Here is a 17,091-nt window from a genome sequence, read left to right on the forward strand (position 1 = left end):
TGCGCACCGGCCACTGTTCGTGCCCGCTAGAGCTGCTGGAAGCCCTGGAGCTGGGCGAGCTTGCGCCCCGCCTTGAGGAAGACGCTCGTCGGACGGACGCCGCCGTCGGCGCCGGTGAGCCCCGCACCGGCCAGCGCCTCGCCGAGGACCTCGGCCAGCGGCCGGACGGCGTCGGCCTCGGCGACCAGCACCGTCCGCTGCCCGCTCGCAGCCTCGACGACCAGCTTCAGACCGTTCTGCTTGGCCAGCCGGCGGGCCGCCGAGGCGCTCGGGGTGAACTCCAGCACCTTGGTGAGGACGGTCGCGATGGTCTCGGCGCCGTGTTCGGCGACGTCGGCCACCGGCAGCGAGTCGACGTCGGCGAAGCTCTTCCTGGAGAACTGCGCGACGAACCCGGCGCGCGCGGCCATCGCGGCCGGCACTCCGTGCAGCACCGCCACGACCTCGCCCGCCAGCACCTTCTTGAGGTCCATCGGGTGCAGCGACCGCTCTTCCAGCCGGGCGACCGCCGATTCGATCTCGGCGTCCGTCCACTCGGTCCAGGCCCGCAGGTACGGGACCATCAGCCGGTCCGGGATCGACATGATCTTGCCGAAGACGTCATCGGGGGTGGACGACAGGGCGACCGCGTTGCCCTTGGACTTGCTCATCTTCGCGCCGGTGCCGTCCGTGCCCTCGATCAGCGGCACGGTCGCGATCATCTGCGGCTTCTTGCCGTAGATCTCCATCACCTTGCGGCCCATCTGCATGTTCAGCAGCTGGTCCACACCGCCCAGCTCGATGTCCGAGTCGATCTCGGCCGAGTCGATCGCCATCGCGACCGGGTAGATCAGCTCCGACATCGTCAGCCCCGAGCCCGCCGCCAGCCGGGTGCGGAAGTCGTCGCGCTGGAGCAGCTGCGAGGCCGGGACCTGGGACAGGATGCCGATCAGCTGCGGAAGCGTGATCCCGGCCAGCCACTCGCTGTTGCGCCGGAAGTTCACCCGCTCGAAGTCGAAGAACGGCTTCACCTGGTCGCGGTAGCCCGCGAGGTTCTCGGCGATGTCCTGGTCGGTGAGCGGCGGGCGCTCGGCCGAGCGCCCGGACGGGTCGCCGATCTTCGCCGTGATGTCACCGATGATCAGCGTGACGTCATGGCCCATCCGCTGGAAGCGGCTGAGGATGATCATGGGGACGGTGTGCCCCAGGTGGACGTCCGCCGCCGTCGGGTCGATGCCCAGCTTCACGACCAGCCCGCGCCCCTTGGCCTGGACCGCGTCGATCTGCTCGGCCAGCTTCTCCGGCGAGGGGACGACGTCCACGGTCCGCCCCGCGATCAGCGCGGCCTGCTCCTTCGCGGACAGGTCCGTCAAGTCGAGATAGCGCCGGGCGGCCGTCACCGCGAGCAGCCGCTCCACGGTCGTGTCGGAAGAGAGGTCCTGCGTGAGGAGCTCGCTGGCGCGGGCGACGGATTCGCCGAGGCGTGTCATGTCGTTCCTGAGGATCGTTGTTCCCGAGGGGAGGGCAGCCAAGAGTCTATTCGTGTCACACTCCGCGGCTGACCGAACTCATATTGAAGTCCGGGACGCGCAGCGCGGGCATCGCGGCCCGGGTGAACCAGTCGCTCCACTCGCGCGGCAGGGTGCGCTCGGTACGCCCCGCCTCGACGGCCCTGGACAGCAGGCCCACCGGCGACTCGTTGAACCGGAAGTTGTTGACCTCGCCGACCACCTCGCCGTTCTCGACCAGGTAGACGCCGTCCCGGGTCAGGCCGGTGAGCAGCAGCGTCGCCGGGTCGACCTCGCGGATGTACCAGAGGCAGGTCAGCAGCAGGCCGCGCTCGGTGCTCGCGACCATCTCGTCCAGCGAGCGGGTGCCGCCCCCGTCCAGGATCAGGTTGTCGATCGAGGGGGCCGTCGGCAGACCGGTCAGGGCGGCGCTGTGCCGGGTGGTGACCAGCCGGTTCAGCCGCCCCTCACGGATCCAGTCGGTGCCCGACAGCGGCAGGCCGTTGTCGAAGACGGACGCGTCGTCGCCCGAGGAGTGCGCCAGCACGAACGGCGCCGACTCCAGGCCGGGTTCGCGCGGGTCGCTGCGCAGCGTCAGCGGCAGCCCGGAGAGCTTCTCGCCGAGCCGGGTGCCGCCGCCGGGCGTGCTGAAGACCGTACGGCCCTCCACCGCGTCGCGCGCCGCCGCCGACCAGAGCTGGTAGATCAGCAGGTCAGCGACCGCGCTGGGCGGCAGCAGCGTCTCGTACCGCCCCGCCGGCAGCTCGATCTTCCTCTCGGCCCACTTCAGCCGCTGCGTCAGCTCCGCGTCCAGCTCCGCCGGGTCGACGTCCTCGAAGTCGCGGGTCGAGCGGCCCGCCCACGCGGAGCGGGTCAGGTCCGGGGACTTCGCGTTGAGCTCCAGGGTGCCGGTCGGCTGGTCGTGGCGCAGCCGCAGCCCGGTGGAGCTGCCGAGGTAACTGGAGACGACCTGGTGGTACGCGTAGCCGTACAGCTCCCGGCCGCCGGCGCGGGCGCGCGCGAAGGACTCGCCGAGCGCCGGGGCGAAGTCCGCGAAGACCTCGGCCGTGGTGGTGGCGGGGGAGCCGGCGAAGTCGTCGGAGGCGGGGGTGCCGGCGACGAGCGGCTGCGCGTCCTCGGCCGGTCCCGCGTCCCGCGCGGCGGCCTCGGCGGCGCGGACCAGCGGCTCCAGCTCGTCCGCGGTGACGGCCGCGCGGGAGACGACGCCGGAGGCGGTGCCCCGGCCGCCGTCCACGGTCGCGATGACGGTGAGCGTCCGGCCGCGGGTGACGCCGTTGGTCGTCAGCGCGTTGCCGGCCCAGCGCAGATTGGCGCTGGACTCCTCGTCGGCGATGACCACGCAGCCGTCGGCGCGGGACAGCGACAGGGCGCGCTCGACGATCTCGTGCGGCTTGCTGGCGGCGCTCATCGACCGGCCTCCTGCGTGGTGTTGAGGATGTTGACGTCACGGAACAGGGCGGAGGGGCAGCCGTGCGAGACGGCCGCGACCTGGCCCGGCTGGGCCTTGCCGCAGTTGAACGCGCCGCCCAGCACATAGGTCTGCGGCCCGCCGACCGCGGACATCGAGCCCCAGAAGTCGGTGGTGGACGCCTGGTAGGCGAAGTCCCGCACCTGACCGGCGAGCCGGCCGCCCTCGATGGCGAAGGCGCGCTGCGCGGTGAATTGAAAGTTGTCCCGCTGCATGTCGATCGACCAGGAGCGGTCGCCCACGAGGTACAGCCCGTGCTCCACCTCGCCGATCAGCTCCTCGGTGGACGGCCCCTGCGGCGCCGGCCGCAGCGACACGTTCGCCATCCGCTGCACCGGCACATGGGACGGCGAGTCGGCGTACGCGCAGCCGTTGGAGCGCTCGAAGCCGGTCAGCTTCGCGATCCGGCGGTCCAGCTGGTAGCCGACCAGCGTGCCGTCGCGGATCAGGTCCCAGGACTGGGCGGCCACCCCCTCGTCGTCGTAGCCGACGGTGGCGAGGCCGTGCTCGGCCGTCCGGTCGCCTGTCACATTCATGATCCCGGAGCCGTACTCGAGCTTCCCGAGCTGGTCGAAGGTGGCGAAGGAGGTCCCCGCGTACGCGGCCTCGTAGCCGAGCGCGCGGTCCAGCTCGGTGGCGTGGCCGATCGACTCGTGGATCGTCAGCCACAGATTGGACGGGTCCACCACGAGGTCGTACGACCCGGCCTCGACGCTCGGCGCCCGTAGCTTCTCCGCGAGCAGCGACGGCAGCTCCGCCAGCTCGGTGTCCCAGTCCCAGCCGGTCCCGGTCAGGTACTCCCAGCCGCGCCCGGCCGGCGGGGCGATGGTCCGCATCGAGTCGAACTCGCCGCTCTCGGGGTCCACCGCGACCGCTGTCAGCTGCGGATGCAGCCGTACCCGCTGCTGGGTCGTCGAAGTGCCCGCCGTATCGGCGTAGAACTTGTTCTCCTGGACGGTCAGCAGCGAGGCGTCCGCGTGCGCGATCCCGTCCGCCGCCAGCAGCCGCCCGCTCCACTCGGCGAGCAGCCCGGTCTTGTCCGCGTCGGGCACCGCGAACGGGTTGACCTCGTACGAGGAGACCCAGGTCCGGTCCGCGTGCACCGGCTCGGCGGCCAGCTCCACCCCCTCATTCGAGCCCGCCGCCTTGATCACCTTCGCCGACAGCCTGGCCATCGCCACCGCCTGCCCGGCCACCCGCGCCGCCGCGTCCATCGTCAGATCCACCCCGGCGGCGAACCCCCACGCGCCGCCGTGCACCACCCGCACCGCGTACCCCATGTCCGTGGTGTCGGAGCTACCCGCCGGTTTCGCGTCCCGCAGCCGCCAGGCGGCGCTGCGCACCCGCTCCAGCCGGAAGTCGGCATGCTCGGCCCCGAGCGCGCGGGCCCGCGCGAGCGCGGCGTCGGCGAGGGCGCGGAACGGTAGCGCGAGGAATGACTGATCGACCTCGTGTTGCACGGTGGCGGTCCCTTCTCCGTAGGTCTCCGCATCGAACCATGCCGGAAGGCCGGCCGGCCGACCACACGTTTCCGCTTTCCGCGTGGGCACCGTTGTCCAGTGTCGGAGGTAGCACCGACGGTGGCACGCCCCTCGTCCTCGAAGGGACCGGCTCGGGCGAGCGCTTCGTCCCCCGGGCTTGCGAGGACCTCGCTGGAGCACGCGGCTCACAGGTGATAGAGCGCTTGAGAGCGGGCGGAGTCGATCGTCCCGTCTTCGCCTATAGGTAGAAAATAGTTCAGCTGCCATGTCTGCGTGCTGCGCGCCTGGCGGTTCGTCGTCGTGACCCACGGTGGGTAGACGCGGAACGCCCTCTTCCCGCCCGAACCGTTTCTCGAAACGATGTCCCGCTCGCAGAGCACCTCTCGCGGGAAGACGAACTGTCCGAAGTGCCGGCCATCACGGGTACTGATGACGACGAGCTCATCGGCGTCCTCAGCGTCGAGGGGCTGGATCGGGCCGTCCGCGGACCTCTTCCACAGAGTGACGAACTGGCCGACTTTCGTCGGGGTTGTCTTGGCCGCACGGAACCTGACGGAGTAGCCGTCCAGGGCGAATCCGTACGCCCCGTAGTCGGCGCTCTCCGCTTCGGCCACCGGCCGTGAGCACCTGAACCCGCTCGGGTCGTACACCAGCGCCTTCGCCGCGAGGAGATCGTCATGGACCGGGTCCCCGGAAGACCAGGACTCGGGGTCTGCGGCGGAGAACTCCGAAGAGCCCTCGTGGTTCGTCGTCATTCCTCCACCCTGCCATCGCCCCGGCCGCCGAGTACGTCGGCGAACTGGCTGGAAGCACTCGGTTGGGCAGGCGGTCGAGGCCCCCGTCCGTGACGTTCAACCCATCGAGTGCTGATTTTTTGGAGCCCACAGACACCAAAGCGTCCGCCTCCCCGTCGTTGCGCGGGGGGCGGACGCTTTGGTGTCGGCGGGCTCAGAGCTCGCCCGCGATCACGCCTTCCCGGAACGCCGCCCACTCCGAGGCGGTGTACCGCAGTGCGGCGGCCTCCGGTCGCTTCGAGTCGCGGACAGCCTTGCCGCCGCCGGGGAGGTCGGCGACTTCAACGCAGTTGTTCTCGGCGCCGCTGGCCGAGGACTTGCGCCAGGCAGCGGCGGAGAGGTCGTAGGAGTACAGCTCCGCCTTCGGGTCGTTCACTTTCTGTGGCCTTCTTCCATCTGTGCGATACGCGCGAGGGAGTCCTCCACGGACAGCGCCGTGGCGCGGATGCGCTCGACTGCCTTGGAGAAAGGGGTTGCGCCTTCGCCCTCAACGTATGCCGCCCCGCTGACGTTTTCCAGCAGAACTACGTCCGGGGTTGGGCCAGGGAAGCTGACCAGGCTGAATCCCCCCAGTACGCCGAGGCGTGCGGTCCAGAGCGTCGGCTGGATAATGAGGACCGGCAACGGCGTGTGGGCCTGCGGGGATTACGCCCCGCTCGTGGTCGAGGTCTACGTAGGCGTCGAGGCCAACGCCTCGCGCGGACCGGGGTCGACGTCGGGGTGTGCGGGACGGTGTGCCTCAACGTCCACGTCGCCGCGCCGCCCGCTCCGCCGCAGCATCGCGCCGCGGCCTGGTGTTGCTCGCCCCGCTCTGCCCCGGCTGGCGCGTGGCCAACTCCCCGACTGGTCGATGTCATGGGTCACAGAGCGGCCTCCCCTGAAGAGGTCTTGTCCGGACGTGAAGTCCATCATGCTGCGGCTTGGTCCTGGCGGGAGACATGCGCTGCGAACACAGCGCATCCATGCCCGACACCCATGAGGGGGCGCGGGCGGAGGCGACCACGAGAGAGCGAAAAGCATGGTGCCTGGACGTCCTGTGGGAGCGGGGCAAGCAGGGGGTGTATGACGTGCTGTTCCGGCCGCAGCCAAGCCCGTACCAACTGTGGAACGCGGTCCTCGCCTTGCGTGCCGTCCGCAGCGGCCTCGGCGCGCTCCGCAAGGGGTACGAGGGGCGGGGCGCGGCCACCATTGACCACGGGACGTACCTTATCGCCCACTTGGTCCTGCGGCAGCTGGTCAACGAGTCCATGGACGAACCTGAAACCCATCTCGCCTGGGCCAAGGAATCGATGCTGAAGATGCCGGATCTCCTGCGGCGCACTGTGCCCACGCTCGTGACCGCGATGGACGAACTGTACGGCGAGCGCTCGCAGATCAGATACCTGTGCGCCGACACCGTCCGGTGCCGTGAGCTGACGGACGAGGTACTGCACCGACTGGCCATCGGCGCGGAGAAAGGACTTCCCGCGAAGTACCGGAAACAGAAGAAGCAGCGTAAGACCCGACGGCCCAATGCGGTCCACGTCATTGTCGACCAGGCAGTCCTGGATGAAGGCACGGCTCTCGGCCTGTACACGTACCTCGCTCCCGAACAGGAGGCGCTTGAGGCGTGGCTCGACGAGGACGACCGTCGTGCCCGCGCCACCTGGGTCAACCACCGCACCAGGCCCATTCTTTGGGCGGCGGACGGACGGCAGTATTCGCCCTCAGGCCTGATCTCGCGTATGTGGGAACTTGCGCAGTGGGAGAACCGGCCTGTCTCCAACCAGGGCACGGCCCGCTGGATGACCCCCGAAGGCGAGACGCTCGTAGAACTCGCGGGGCGTCTGCTGGGCGAACTGGAGAGCCAAGACGACGAGGATCTGCCGAACAGTTGAGGCGCGTCCCGGCGGAGAGTGGGGGCCTCGGCCACTTCGGCGGCTGAGGCCCCACGCGTGTTGAACCTTCGCTCAGAGCTCGCCGGCGATCACGCCTTCCCGGAATGCCGCCCACCCCGAGGCCGTGTACCGCAGTGCGGCGGCCTCCGGTCGCTTCGAGTCGCGGACGGCCTTGCCGCCACCGGGGAGGTCGGCGATCTCGACGCAGTTGTTCTCTCCGGCGCTGGCGGATGCCTTGCGCCAGACTGCGGCGGAGATGTCGTGCGCGTAGAGCTCCGCCTTGGGGTCCTTCACTTGCAGCTTCCTTCTTCCATCCGTGCGATCAGTGCCAACGTGTCGTCCACGGGGAGTGCCGCTGCGACGATGCGTTCGAAGGCATCGCCGAAGACCTGTACTTCGTCGACCCCTTCAACGTAAGTCGCTCCGATCAGGTTTTCCAGTAGAACGACGTCAGGCATGGGTCCGGGGAAGCCGACAAGGCTGAAACCACCTGCACCACCGGGGTGAGGGGTGGCTGCCAACGGCATGACTTGAAGGGTGACGTTAGGCAACTCGGCTACGTCGAGTAGTCGGCGGAGCTGATCGCGCATGGTAGCGGGGCGTACGGCAAACCGCTGGTGAAGCACTGCCTCGTGGATGATGGCCCAGAACTTCAACGGTCCATCCGGGCTGGTGAGGACGGCCTGGCGCGCCAAGCGGACCTCGGCGAGCGCGGCGATCTCCTCGGGGGTACGAGTCGTTGCGTTGGCAGCCACAGTCTCTCGGGCGTAGGCAGCTGTCTGCACCAGCCCCGGGATCAGTAGAGGTTCGTATGCGCGGATGCTCTCGGCGTCGGATTCAAGAGAGATGTAGTCGGCGTACGCGGGCGCGACGATGCCGCTGTACGTCTGCCACCATCCCTTTTTCCGGGCGTCCTTCGCTAGCCCCTCCAACGCGCTCACCACCTCGGGATCGCTGATCCCGTACACCTTGAGCAGGCTGGCGACCTCGGTCGGGCGGATGTGGCCATTGGCGGTCTCGATCCGCGAGAGCTTTGGGCCGATCCAACCCAGGGTCGCTGAGGCGGTGTCGAGGCTCATCCCGGTGGCATTGCGGTAGCGGCGCAGGGCCTCACCAAGTCGCCTGCGTCGAACAGTGGGTACGGGGCGCACGTTTGGCATGAACGAAGTGTTCCACCGCAACCCCATGGACGTCGATGGGAACAAAGTATCTATCCATCAATTCGGGTGACAATGTTGTGAGTTCAGCACGCTATGTCTCATGCTGGAGGCAAGGAGCCGCCAATAAGCGTCAGTTGGCATGATCGGGGCGGCAAGGAACCGACACCGCGCGGCCGCGCCGCAGGCTGGAGGAGCCATGTACCCCATGGCAGAAGCAGCAGCATCACCACCCCAGGAACCCCCCACCCCCGGCTTCTACCTACGCCCCCGCAGCCGCGGGTTCGTCGCCCACGTCATCGCGTCCGCCCGTAACTTCCGCTCACTCCGTGAGGTGATCGCCAAGGGCCTGTCCGACCTGGGCGTCGATTCCGACACCGTCGACACCGTGCGGCTGGTCGTATCGGAGCTGACCGGCAACGGCGTGCGGGCCTGTGGGGAGTACGTTCCGCTCGTGGTCGAGGTCTACGTAGGCGTCGAGGCCGACGCCGAGGCGCGGGCCGGGGGTGAAGCCGGGGCGGTGTACATCAACGTCCACGACCCCGAGCCGCGCCGCCCGCTCCGCCGCAGCGGCATCGCGCTGGACGATCCCGACGCGGAATCGGGCCGCGGCCTGGCGTTGCTCGACCTGCTCTGCCCCGGCTGGCGCGTAGCCAACTCCCCGATCGGCAAGCAGATCCGCTGCCGCCTCGCCTGCCCGGCCGGGTGAACCGCACTGCCCTCTCGGGCGGACGGCCACGGCACTTGCTGCTCCGCCGTCGGGAGGGTGCTGGACGACGGCTGCGCTCGCTGTCAACTGGCGCGGTGCGGCGGCGCTGACGTAGCCACGACAGCGGCCGGCAGACCGCTGGCGACGTGGAGGTGGTCCGGGTCGTACTCCCACCTCCAGGTACCGGTCAATGCGGTCCCTGCTCGAGCGCGGAATGGGCTGCGTCGAGGATGCGTCCGAGCTCCGCAGCGGCTTGGCGGGCCTGTGCGGCGTCGGCCGAGGCGGCGAGGTCCTCCAGCGCATGGAACCGTTCGGCGGTCGCGGGCCGGCGCTGGACCTCCACGTACACCGCCCACTGGGTGGTGAATCGTTGGAGGGGGGAGGTCGGCTCCCTGTCGCGCCTGATCGGCGGCTTGGTCCAGCTCTCGGGTGAAGGCGGGCAGCGCCGCAGGGGCGATCTGCGCGACGGCCTGGCGCAGTGCGGTGACGGTGGCCGGTGGCTGAGGGACGCGGGGCTGGTCAGGAGCCGTGGCGGACAGGTTTCTCCCATGGGCGGGATTCTGGGCCGTCCGGTCAGGGTACCCAGCACCACCGGGACGAGGTCATTCCAAGGTGTGGTGCGGCGGCTGCGAATTGACGAGGCTGGCACCTCTGGTCCACTGCTCCGGTCGCTCCGGGGGAAAACTGTAGAGACCCGACAGTGACCGGGATGCGCCCCTGTCCGGGACCGATTCCCCTTACCGGGCCGTAGAACGATAGTTTTCGTACAGAACGCACGACAGACGCAAACGACAGACGCAGTCAGCAGCTATCAGCAGAGAGGGTGGTCCCTTGAGCCGCTCGGTTCTCGTTACCGGAGGCAACCGGGGCATCGGTCTTGCCATCGCCCGCGCCTTCGTCGACGCAGGCGACAAGGTCGCCATCACCTACCGCTCGGGCGAGCCCCCGGCGGGTTTTCTCGCCGTCAAGTGCGACATCACGGACACCGAGCAGGTCGAGCAGGCCTACAAGGAGATCGAGGAGAAGCACGGAGCGGTCGAGGTGCTGGTGGCCAACGCCGGCGTCACCCGCGACCAGCTCCTGATGCGGATGTCCGAGGAGGACTTCACCTCCGTCCTGGACACCAACCTCACCGGCACCTTCCGGGTCGTGAAGCGGGCGAATCGCGGCATGCTGCGCGCCCGCAAGGGCCGGGTCGTGCTGATCTCGTCCGTCGTGGCTCTGCTGGGCTCGGCCGGTCAGGCGAACTACGCCGCCTCCAAGGCCGGCCTGGTGGGCTTCGCCCGTTCTCTCGCCCGCGAGCTGGGTTCGCGCAACATCACCTTCAATGTGGTGGCCCCCGGCTTCGTCGACACCGATATGACGCGTGATCTCAGCGAAGAGCAGCGCAAGGGCATCGTCGGACAGGTACCGCTGGGCCGTTACGCCCGGCCCGAGGAGATCGCCGCGGCGGTCCGCTTCCTCGCCTCCGACGACGCCGCATACATCACTGGAGCCGTCATTCCCGTTGACGGCGGATTGGGCATGGGTCACTGACCGACATGAGTGGAATCCTCGCCGGCAAGCGCATCCTCGTGACGGGCGTCATCACTGACGCCTCGATCGGCTTCCACGTAGCGAAGTTCGCCCAGGAAGAGGGCGCCGAGGTCATCCTGACCGGCTTCGGCCGCCTCAGCCTCGTCGAGCGGATCGCCAAGCGGCTTCCGAAGCCCGCTCCGGTCATCGAGCTGGACGTACAGAATCAGGAGCAGCTCGACGGACTCGAAGGCAAGATCCGCGAGTACCTCGGCGACGACGCGTCGCTCGACGGCGTCGTGCACTCGATCGCCTTCGGCCCGCAGGGCGCCTTCAACTTCCTTGAGGCGAGCTGGGAGGACGTCAGCACCGCCGTGCACGTCTCGGCGTACTCGCTGAAGTCGCTGACCACCGCCTGCCTGCCGCTGATGGAGGAGCGCGGCGGCTCGGTCGTCGGGCTGACCTTCGACGCGCAGTTCGCCTGGCCGAAGTACGACTGGATGGGCGTGGCCAAGGCGGCGCTGGAGTCCACCTCGCGCTACCTCGCCCGCGACCTCGGCGCCAAGAACATCCGCTGCAACCTGATCGCGGCGGGCCCGGTCAAGTCCATGGCCGCGCGCTCCATCCCCGGCTTCGAGGAGCTGGCGGACGTCTGGAAGCACCGCGCCCCGATCGGCTGGGAGCTGAGCGACGCCGAGCCGGCCGCCCGTGGCGTCGTCGGACTGCTGTCGGACTGGTTCCCGAAGACGACGGGCGAGATCGTGCACGTCGACGGCGGCGTGCACATGATGGGCGCCTGACCCCGCCTCGCACGCCCGGTACGCCCGGTACTCCCGGCATTCCGCGTTCGCTCCGACGACCGCGCGCCCGTCAGCTCCCCAGCAGACGGCGCGCGGTCGTGGTGCGTCCGGGGCCACCGCGATCCGTACGCGCGATCCGTACGCCGTCGAACTCCGGCCCGCGGCTCGGTGCGGCTCTCCGCCGAGCTGTGCCGAGCGGGGACAGCTCCGCCGAGCGGGGATAGCGGGGCGAAGCCGCGCTCGAGTCGAGAACCTGGCCCATCGCCCGCAGACTGAACAAGCCGGGAGATTCCCGGAGCCATGGGGAGGAGGTGCCGGCGTGCGCTCACCCCGTACCCCGCTCGTGGCGCTGATGATCGCGCTGGCCGCGCTGACCGGTTTCGTCACCCCGAACGCACTCGCCGCAGCGCCCCACGGGAGCCCCCGGGCCGGCGAGCGGACCGGGCCCCGGACGGTCCCCGAGGACCCGGACGAGCCGCCCCGCGAGGCGCGGCAGGCCGAGTGCCGCACCCGGATCAAGGGCTCCACCGTCTTCACGGTCTGCCACAACCCGTACGCCGAGACCGACCGGGTGCAGCTGCACATCGAGTGCGACCGCTGGTGGGATCCGGACGTCGACGGCAAACGGGTCGAGGTCGGCCCGGCGCGCACCGTCGAACTGTCCGACCGCTGCTGGAAAGGCATCCGCGCGGTGTGGGTCACCCACCAGCGGTACTGACCGCCGTACGGCCTCCCGTCACGGCTTCCCCGTACGGCCCGCGTTCCGCCGCTCAGCCGCCGCTCAGCCCCGCTCCGCCGCCCTCAGGCGTGCTCGGGCAGGCACTGGAAGGCGTAGCCCGCAGCCTCGGTGCCGGCCGTCTCGGCGTCGCCGGCGCGGATGGCCTCGACCAGCCGGCTGTGGTCCATGTGGTTCTCCGGCCGCAGCTCCTCGCCGACGTCCAGCCGCAGGAACGCGCGCAGCACGGCCCCCAGGTCGGCGTACACGGCCGTGAGCACGTCATTGTGCGAGGCGGCCACCACGGCGAGGTGCAGCGTGACGTCCGCCGCGATGAAGGTCTCGCGGTCGCCGGACGCCCACCCCTCCTCGCGCCGCAGCAGCAGCGCGTCGAGCTGCTGGAGATCGCGGTCGGTGCGCCGCTCGGCCGCGAGCGGGGCGGCGGACGCCTCCAGGGTGCTGCGCAGCTCGGCGATGTGCCGGGGATCGGCGTCGGCGAACCGGCGGTGCATGACGCCGGCCATCTCGCTGGTCGCCGCGACATAGGTGCCGGAGCCCTGCCGGATGTCCAGCAGGCCGTTGTGGGCGAGTGCGCGTACGGCCTCGCGCACGGTGTTGCGGGCCACGCCGAGCTGCTCGACGAGTTCGGGCTCGGTGGGGATGCGGGAGCCGACCGGCCACTCGCCGGTGGTGATCTGCTTCCGCAGTTCCGCGATCACCTGGTCGGCGAGGGCGGAGCGGCGGGGGGAGGTCAGCGGCATGGCTCTCCTGGGCGCGGGGCACGGATTGGACAAGCAATCATCCCATGATTCTATGATGGCCGGTATGGCAGACGAAGACCTCGCGACGCTCGACCCGGCCCGGACCCCGGACACGGCTGCCTCCGTGGATTCGCCGACATCAAATTCGCTGACACCGGATTCACCCGCTGATTCGGCTGCGGACGCCCGCGCTGCGGACGCCCGCCCGAACCGTATCGGGGCCCCTGCGGCGTCCCGCTGGGTGAACCGGCTGGTGATAGCCGGCCTCGTGCTCGCCGCGCTCAATCTGCGTCCCGCCATCACCAGCCTCGGCCCGCTGCTCAAGGAGGTCCGCGAGGGCCTCGGCATGAGCGGCACCGTGGCGGGCCTGCTCACCTCGGTCCCCGCGCTCTGCTTCGCGATCTTCGGCGTCACCGCGCCCCGGCTGGCGCGCCGCTGGGGGCCGGCCGCGGTGGTCTGCGCCGGCATGGTCGCCATCGCCGCGGGCCTGGCCATCCGGCCGTTCGCGGGCGGCACGGTCGGCTTCCTGGCGGCCAGCGGGCTCGCGCTGGCCGGCATAGCCGTCAGCAACATCCTCATGCCGGTGATCGTCAAGCGCTGGTACCCGGAGCGGGTCGGGGCGATGACCGGCCTCTACTCGATGGCGCTCTCGCTCGGCACCGCGGGCGCCGCGGCCGTCACCGTGCCCATGACCGACGCGCTCGGCGGCAGTTGGCAGCTCGGCCTCGGCGTCTGGGCGCTGCTCGCCGCTGTCGCGGTGCTGCCCTGGGTCTTCCTGGTACGCATGCGCTCCGGCGGCGGCCCCTCCGGCAGCGGCCCCTCCGGCAGCGACGGCGGCTCGACGGGCAACCGGAGCGCGTCCGGCGCCGCCCCGCGCGAGGCCGCGCCCCGCAGCCGCATCACCCGCAGCCCCACCGCCTGGGCGATGGCGGTCTTCTTCGGGCTCCAGGCCACCGCCGCGTACATCACGATGGGCTGGATGCCGCAGATCTTCCGCGACGCGGGCGTCTCCGCCGGTACCGCCGGGCTGCTGCTCGCCGTCACGATGGTGATGGGCGTGCCGCTGGCCTTCGTACTGCCGCGGATCGCCGCCCGGCTGAACCACCAGGGCGTCCTCGTGGTCATCCTCGGCAGCTTCGGACTCGTCGGCTACGCCGGGCTGTGGCTCGCCCCGGCCGGCGGCGCGTGGGCCTGGGCGCTGCTGCTCGGCGTCTCCAACTGCGCCTTCCCGCTGGCCCTGACGATGATCGGGATGCGGGCGCGCAGCGGCGCCGGCGTGGTCCGGCTGTCCGCCTTCGCGCAGAGCACCGGCTATCTGATCTCCATCCCCGGCCCGCTGCTGATCGGCGCGCTCTACCAGCACAGCGGCGGCTGGGACCTGCCCATCGCGCTGATGGCCGCCCTGATGATCCCGCAGATCGCCGCGGGCATCTTCGCCGGACGCAACCGCACCGTCGAGGACGAGATCTGACCTGGCGGCACCACCCCGATCAGGCCCGAGCAGGCCGGATGGGACACTTGGGCCATGCCAGTGCTTGAGGAAAACCCGCCGAACGGCCAGAAGAAGCTGCTCATCGTGCTCGGCGTGATGCTCGCCATCACCGTCGTCATCGCTGTGATCGCGAGCTTCATCTCACCGTGACCGACACCCGAACGCCCCGCCGCGGTGGGGTTATCCCCACCAACCCCTAGGGGGTCAGGCTCAGGGACAAGTGGGTGGGTCACCGGATGGGCCGGGCCCGCCGCTCTCCGTAGGTTCGAGGTACACCGCGACGCAGCGGTGGACGCGGCCGTGGCAGGCGGCCGCGTCGCCCCACTCGAACCTCTCGGAGGCGATCCGCATGGCGGCCCGTACAGACTCTCGGACGATCCGCCCGGTAGCCGCCCGCACCGGAGGCCAGCGGACCGGCGGCGTGGAGATCCAGCTGCCGTGGTGGGCCGTCGCGCTCCCCGCCATCGCCTTCGCCGTGCTGCTCGTCATGCTGCTGAACCCCGGCGACGCGCACGCCGTGGACGGCTCGAAGCCCGTCGCGCACATCGTCCGGCTGGTCCAGCAGAGCGGGCTGTACCAGGCGCTGTGACCCGGTCCCGCGCCATCGGGCCGCCGCCCCTTCCGCCTGTGGCGGGGGAGCCTCCCAACACCTCGCGCCCCGGCACGCGTTTCATGCGAAGCTGGGAAGCATGAGCGTCGCAGCATCCTCCCGGGGGGCAACCCCCGGATCTCCGGAGTCCCGCAGGATCGTCCTCCTACGACACGCGAAGGCCGACTGGCCCGCGGTGTCCGACCACGACCGGCCGCTCGCCGACCGCGGCCGCCAGGACGCCCCGGCCGCCGGAAGCTGGCTCGCGAGCGCCGGCGTCACCCCCGAACTGGCCCTCTGCTCGACCGCGATCCGCACCCGTGAGACCTGGAAACTCGTCGTCCACGAGCTGCCGCACCGGCCCAGGACCGTCTACGAGGAGCGGCTCTACGAAGCCTCCCTCGGCGACCTGCTGGCGCTGCTCAACGAGACGTCCGAGGACGTCGACGACCTGCTGCTGGTCGGCCACAACCCCGGCATGCACATCCTCGCCGACGCGCTCTCCGGCGAGTCGGACGGCGATCTGCTGACCCGGATGAACCGCGGCGGCTTCCCCACCGCCTCGGTCGCGGTGATCACCTTCACCGGCTCCTGGAAGTCCGTCGAGCACGGGGTCGGCCGCCTCACGGGTTATTGGGCCCCGCACGACTGAGCCTGGCCGGCAGGGTTCTCGCCGAGACTCCGCCCGGGTGTCCTCAATCGCCGGACGGGCTGAAAATTCCGCCCTCCCCCAGACATCGTCCGGGAAGCGCCCCCAACGGGCTGAAAATTCAGCCTGTCCGGCGATTGAGGACACCCGTCCACCGGCCGGACCGGTACGCCGCGACAGCAAGCCGTACCCCGCCTGCCAGCGCCGCGTCACCGCTCGTGCGTGTCCGCCGCCTCGACCTCTTCGCGAGTGATGCCCAGCAGATACAGAACCGTGTCGAGGAACGGCACGTTCACCGCCGTGTGCGCCGCCTCCCGCACCATCGGCTTGGCGTTGAAGGCGACTCCGAGCCCCGCCGCGTTGAGCATGTCGAGGTCGTTCGCCCCGTCGCCGATCGCCACGGTCTGCGCGAGCGGCACCCCGGCCTCCTCGGCGAAGCGCCGCAGCAGCCGGGCCTTGCCCGCCCGGTCCACGATCTCGCCGGTCACCCGGCCGGTGAGTTTCCCCTCCACGATCTCCAGCGTGTTGGCCGACGCGAAGTCCAGGCCCAGCCGGTCCTTGAGCTCGTCGGTGACCTGGGTGAAACCGCCCGAGACGACGCCCACCTGGTAGCCGAGCCGCTTGAGGGTGCGGATCAGCGTACGGGCGCCGGGGGTGAGCCGGACCTCGGCCCGCACCTTCTCGACCACCGACTCGTCGAGACCGGCGAGCAGCGCGACCCGGGCGTGCAGCGACTGCTCGAAGTCCAGCTCGCCGCGCATCGCGGCCGCCGTCACCTGGGCCACCTCCTCCTCGCAGCCGGCGTGGGCCGCGAAGAGTTCGATCACCTCGTCCTGGATGAGCGTCGAGTCGACGTCCATCACGACGAGCCGCTGCGCCCGCCGCTGGAGCCCGGCCGCGACGACCGCGACGTCGACGCCGAGCGCCGCCGCCTCGGTGGCGAGCGCGGTCCGCAGCGGTTCGGTCTCGACGCCGGAGACGGCGAACTCCACTGCGGTGACCGGGTACTTGGCGAGCCGGAAGATACGGTCGATGTTGCCGCCGGTGCCGGTGATGCGGGCCGCGATGGCCGCCGTCGATTCGGCGGTCAGCGGGTGGCCGAGCACGGTGACCAGCGAACGGCCCGTGCCGCGCGGCCGGTTGTCGCCGATGCCGGAGATGATCTCGGCCTGGAGTTGCAGCGAGTCGGCCCAGCTGTGCACGGTCGCGCGCAGCTCGCCGGCCGTCGCGCCGTTGCCGTCCGGGGTCGTGACCAGCGCGCACAGCACGATGCGGCCACGGGTGACGACCTGCTCGATGTCTATGACGTCGACGCCGTAGGCGGCGAGGGTGTCGAAGAGGCCGGCGGTGATGCCGGTGCGGTCCTTGCCGAAGATCTTGACGAGGAGGGTGGGTACGGAGTCGCCGGGGACGGCGGTGGCAGTCGGGATCTGCGATGCGCTCATGGTGATCCCACGGTATCGGGCTCCGGCGACGGGTCGTACACCTGTCCCGCGTGGCGGACGGTCCTGAGCGCCGCGGCCGGGCTGTCCTCAAGCGCTGGGGAGGGCTGAAACTAGCCTGTCCGGCGCTTGAG

Annotated in this window: 19 protein-coding genes and 1 pseudogene; 9 read left to right on the forward strand and 11 right to left on the reverse strand. The window is 70.4% G+C overall.

Annotated features, from left to right (window positions below):
- Positions 1 to 26: 26 nt before the first annotated feature.
- The 6 genes from tyrS to QMK28_RS15900 all read right to left on the reverse strand — a co-directional run bounded on the left by tyrS (position 27) and on the right by QMK28_RS15900 (position 5,875).
- Positions 27 to 1,469, reverse strand: coding sequence for a tyrosine--tRNA ligase (tyrS, locus tag QMK28_RS15875; protein ID WP_326438321.1), 1,443 nt, complete (start codon positions 1,467 to 1,469; stop codon positions 27 to 29).
- A 55-nt stretch (positions 1,470 to 1,524) separates the two neighbouring features.
- Positions 1,525 to 2,916, reverse strand: coding sequence for a metallopeptidase TldD-related protein (locus QMK28_RS15880; RefSeq protein ID WP_326438323.1), 1,392 nt, complete (start codon positions 2,914 to 2,916; stop codon positions 1,525 to 1,527).
- Entirely contained in the window at positions 2,913 to 4,436 is a 1,524-nt protein-coding gene (locus tag QMK28_RS15885) for a TldD/PmbA family protein (protein WP_326438325.1), read from the reverse strand. The genes QMK28_RS15880 and QMK28_RS15885 overlap by 4 nt, the downstream gene beginning before the upstream one ends.
- A gap of 206 nt (positions 4,437 to 4,642) precedes the next feature.
- Positions 4,643 to 5,212 carry a MepB family protein gene (locus QMK28_RS15890; RefSeq protein ID WP_326438327.1) on the reverse strand — a complete coding sequence of 190 codons (570 nt, stop codon included), beginning with the start codon at positions 5,210 to 5,212 and terminating at the stop codon, positions 4,643 to 4,645.
- Between the two features lie 193 nt (positions 5,213 to 5,405).
- Complete coding sequence (locus tag QMK28_RS15895) at positions 5,406 to 5,627, reverse strand: DUF397 domain-containing protein (protein ID WP_326438329.1); 222 nt, start codon at positions 5,625 to 5,627, stop codon at positions 5,406 to 5,408.
- The gene (locus QMK28_RS15900; protein ID WP_326438331.1) at positions 5,624 to 5,875 is read right to left on the reverse strand and encodes a Scr1 family TA system antitoxin-like transcriptional regulator; all 252 of its coding nucleotides are present in this window, start codon (positions 5,873 to 5,875) and stop codon (positions 5,624 to 5,626) included. The genes QMK28_RS15895 and QMK28_RS15900 overlap by 4 nt, the downstream gene beginning before the upstream one ends.
- A 338-nt stretch (positions 5,876 to 6,213) precedes the next feature.
- Here QMK28_RS15900 and QMK28_RS15905 point away from each other — a divergent pair, with 338 nt between their 5' ends.
- Positions 6,214 to 7,128 carry a hypothetical protein gene (locus tag QMK28_RS15905; RefSeq protein WP_326438333.1) on the forward strand — a complete coding sequence of 305 codons (915 nt, stop codon included), beginning with the start codon at positions 6,214 to 6,216 and terminating at the stop codon, positions 7,126 to 7,128.
- Between the two features lie 72 nt (positions 7,129 to 7,200).
- Here QMK28_RS15905 and QMK28_RS15910 read toward each other — a convergent pair whose 3' ends face one another.
- Together QMK28_RS15910 and QMK28_RS15915 are read right to left on the reverse strand one after the other, a co-directional pair.
- Complete coding sequence (locus QMK28_RS15910) at positions 7,201 to 7,422, reverse strand: DUF397 domain-containing protein (protein WP_326438335.1); 222 nt, start codon at positions 7,420 to 7,422, stop codon at positions 7,201 to 7,203.
- Positions 7,419 to 8,288 (reverse strand): helix-turn-helix domain-containing protein, encoded by an 870-nt coding sequence (locus QMK28_RS15915; RefSeq protein WP_326438337.1) that lies wholly within the window; start codon positions 8,286 to 8,288, stop codon positions 7,419 to 7,421. Before QMK28_RS15915 ends, QMK28_RS15910 begins: the two co-directional genes overlap by 4 nt.
- Before the next feature lie 205 nt (positions 8,289 to 8,493).
- Here QMK28_RS15915 and QMK28_RS15920 point away from each other — a divergent pair, with 205 nt between their 5' ends.
- Entirely contained in the window at positions 8,494 to 8,994 is a 501-nt protein-coding gene (locus QMK28_RS15920; protein ID WP_326438339.1) for an ATP-binding protein, read from the forward strand.
- A gap of 187 nt (positions 8,995 to 9,181) precedes the next feature.
- Here QMK28_RS15920 and QMK28_RS15925 read toward each other — a convergent pair.
- Positions 9,182 to 9,533: pseudogene (locus QMK28_RS15925) on the reverse strand (hypothetical protein).
- A 292-nt stretch (positions 9,534 to 9,825) separates the two neighbouring features.
- Here QMK28_RS15925 and fabG point away from each other — a divergent pair.
- From fabG to QMK28_RS15940, 3 genes are all read left to right on the forward strand, one after another.
- Positions 9,826 to 10,530: a 3-oxoacyl-[acyl-carrier-protein] reductase gene (gene fabG, locus QMK28_RS15930; protein WP_326438341.1), complete on the forward strand. Its 705-nt coding sequence runs from the start codon at positions 9,826 to 9,828 to the stop codon at positions 10,528 to 10,530.
- Positions 10,531 to 10,535: 5 nt separating this feature from the next.
- Positions 10,536 to 11,309: an enoyl-ACP reductase FabI gene (gene fabI / locus QMK28_RS15935; protein WP_326438343.1), complete on the forward strand. Its 774-nt coding sequence runs from the start codon at positions 10,536 to 10,538 to the stop codon at positions 11,307 to 11,309.
- A gap of 319 nt (positions 11,310 to 11,628) precedes the next feature.
- Positions 11,629 to 12,027: a hypothetical protein gene (locus tag QMK28_RS15940; RefSeq protein WP_326438346.1), complete on the forward strand. Its 399-nt coding sequence runs from the start codon at positions 11,629 to 11,631 to the stop codon at positions 12,025 to 12,027.
- Between the two features lie 83 nt (positions 12,028 to 12,110).
- On the opposite strand, the gene QMK28_RS15945 is transcribed toward QMK28_RS15940, so the two are convergent.
- Positions 12,111 to 12,785 carry a FadR/GntR family transcriptional regulator gene (locus QMK28_RS15945; RefSeq protein ID WP_326438348.1) on the reverse strand — a complete coding sequence of 225 codons (675 nt, stop codon included), beginning with the start codon at positions 12,783 to 12,785 and terminating at the stop codon, positions 12,111 to 12,113.
- 55 nt (positions 12,786 to 12,840) lie between these two features.
- Here QMK28_RS15945 and QMK28_RS15950 point away from each other — a divergent pair, with 55 nt between their 5' ends.
- The 4 genes from QMK28_RS15950 to QMK28_RS15965 all read left to right on the forward strand — a co-directional run bounded on the left by QMK28_RS15950 (position 12,841) and on the right by QMK28_RS15965 (position 15,518).
- Positions 12,841 to 14,256 (forward strand): CynX/NimT family MFS transporter, encoded by a 1,416-nt coding sequence (locus tag QMK28_RS15950; protein ID WP_443050737.1) that lies wholly within the window; start codon positions 12,841 to 12,843, stop codon positions 14,254 to 14,256.
- 54 nt (positions 14,257 to 14,310) lie between these two features.
- Positions 14,311 to 14,427: an SGM_5486 family transporter-associated protein gene (locus QMK28_RS15955; RefSeq protein WP_326438352.1), complete on the forward strand. Its 117-nt coding sequence runs from the start codon at positions 14,311 to 14,313 to the stop codon at positions 14,425 to 14,427.
- A gap of 199 nt (positions 14,428 to 14,626) precedes the next feature.
- Entirely contained in the window at positions 14,627 to 14,866 is a 240-nt protein-coding gene (locus tag QMK28_RS15960; protein ID WP_326438354.1) for a hypothetical protein, read from the forward strand.
- A gap of 100 nt (positions 14,867 to 14,966) precedes the next feature.
- Positions 14,967 to 15,518, forward strand: a complete 552-nt coding sequence (locus QMK28_RS15965; RefSeq protein WP_326438356.1) for a SixA phosphatase family protein — start codon at positions 14,967 to 14,969, stop codon at positions 15,516 to 15,518.
- Between the two features lie 206 nt (positions 15,519 to 15,724).
- On the opposite strand, the gene serB is transcribed toward QMK28_RS15965, so the two are convergent.
- Positions 15,725 to 16,960 (reverse strand): phosphoserine phosphatase SerB, encoded by a 1,236-nt coding sequence (serB, locus tag QMK28_RS15970; RefSeq protein ID WP_326438358.1) that lies wholly within the window; start codon positions 16,958 to 16,960, stop codon positions 15,725 to 15,727.
- Positions 16,961 to 17,091 lie beyond the last annotated feature (131 nt).

The sequence above is a fragment of the Streptomyces sp. H27-D2 genome, assembly GCF_035828615.1.
Classification (GTDB): Bacteria; Actinomycetota; Actinomycetes; order Streptomycetales; family Streptomycetaceae; genus Streptomyces.

Coding starts and splice junctions, on each gene's coding strand:
- tyrS (WP_326438321.1), bottom strand. CDS start 1,469: ATGACACGCCTCGGCGAATCCGTCGCCCGCGCCAGCGAGCTCCTCACG.
- QMK28_RS15880 (WP_326438323.1), bottom strand. CDS start 2,916: ATGAGCGCCGCCAGCAAGCCGCACGAGATCGTCGAGCGCGCCCTGTCG.
- QMK28_RS15890 (WP_326438327.1), bottom strand. CDS start 5,212: ATGACGACGAACCACGAGGGCTCTTCGGAGTTCTCCGCCGCAGACCCC.
- QMK28_RS15905 (WP_326438333.1), top strand. CDS start 6,214: ATGCCCGACACCCATGAGGGGGCGCGGGCGGAGGCGACCACGAGAGAG.
- QMK28_RS15915 (WP_326438337.1), bottom strand. CDS start 8,288: ATGCCAAACGTGCGCCCCGTACCCACTGTTCGACGCAGGCGACTTGGT.
- QMK28_RS15920 (WP_326438339.1), top strand. CDS start 8,494: ATGGCAGAAGCAGCAGCATCACCACCCCAGGAACCCCCCACCCCCGGC.
- fabI (WP_326438343.1), top strand. CDS start 10,536: ATGAGTGGAATCCTCGCCGGCAAGCGCATCCTCGTGACGGGCGTCATC.
- QMK28_RS15945 (WP_326438348.1), bottom strand. CDS start 12,785: ATGCCGCTGACCTCCCCCCGCCGCTCCGCCCTCGCCGACCAGGTGATC.
- QMK28_RS15950 (WP_443050737.1), top strand. CDS start 12,841: ATGGCCGGTATGGCAGACGAAGACCTCGCGACGCTCGACCCGGCCCGG.
- QMK28_RS15955 (WP_326438352.1), top strand. CDS start 14,311: ATGCCAGTGCTTGAGGAAAACCCGCCGAACGGCCAGAAGAAGCTGCTC.
- QMK28_RS15960 (WP_326438354.1), top strand. CDS start 14,627: ATGGCGGCCCGTACAGACTCTCGGACGATCCGCCCGGTAGCCGCCCGC.
- QMK28_RS15965 (WP_326438356.1), top strand. CDS start 14,967: ATGAGCGTCGCAGCATCCTCCCGGGGGGCAACCCCCGGATCTCCGGAG.
- serB (WP_326438358.1), bottom strand. CDS start 16,960: ATGAGCGCATCGCAGATCCCGACTGCCACCGCCGTCCCCGGCGACTCC.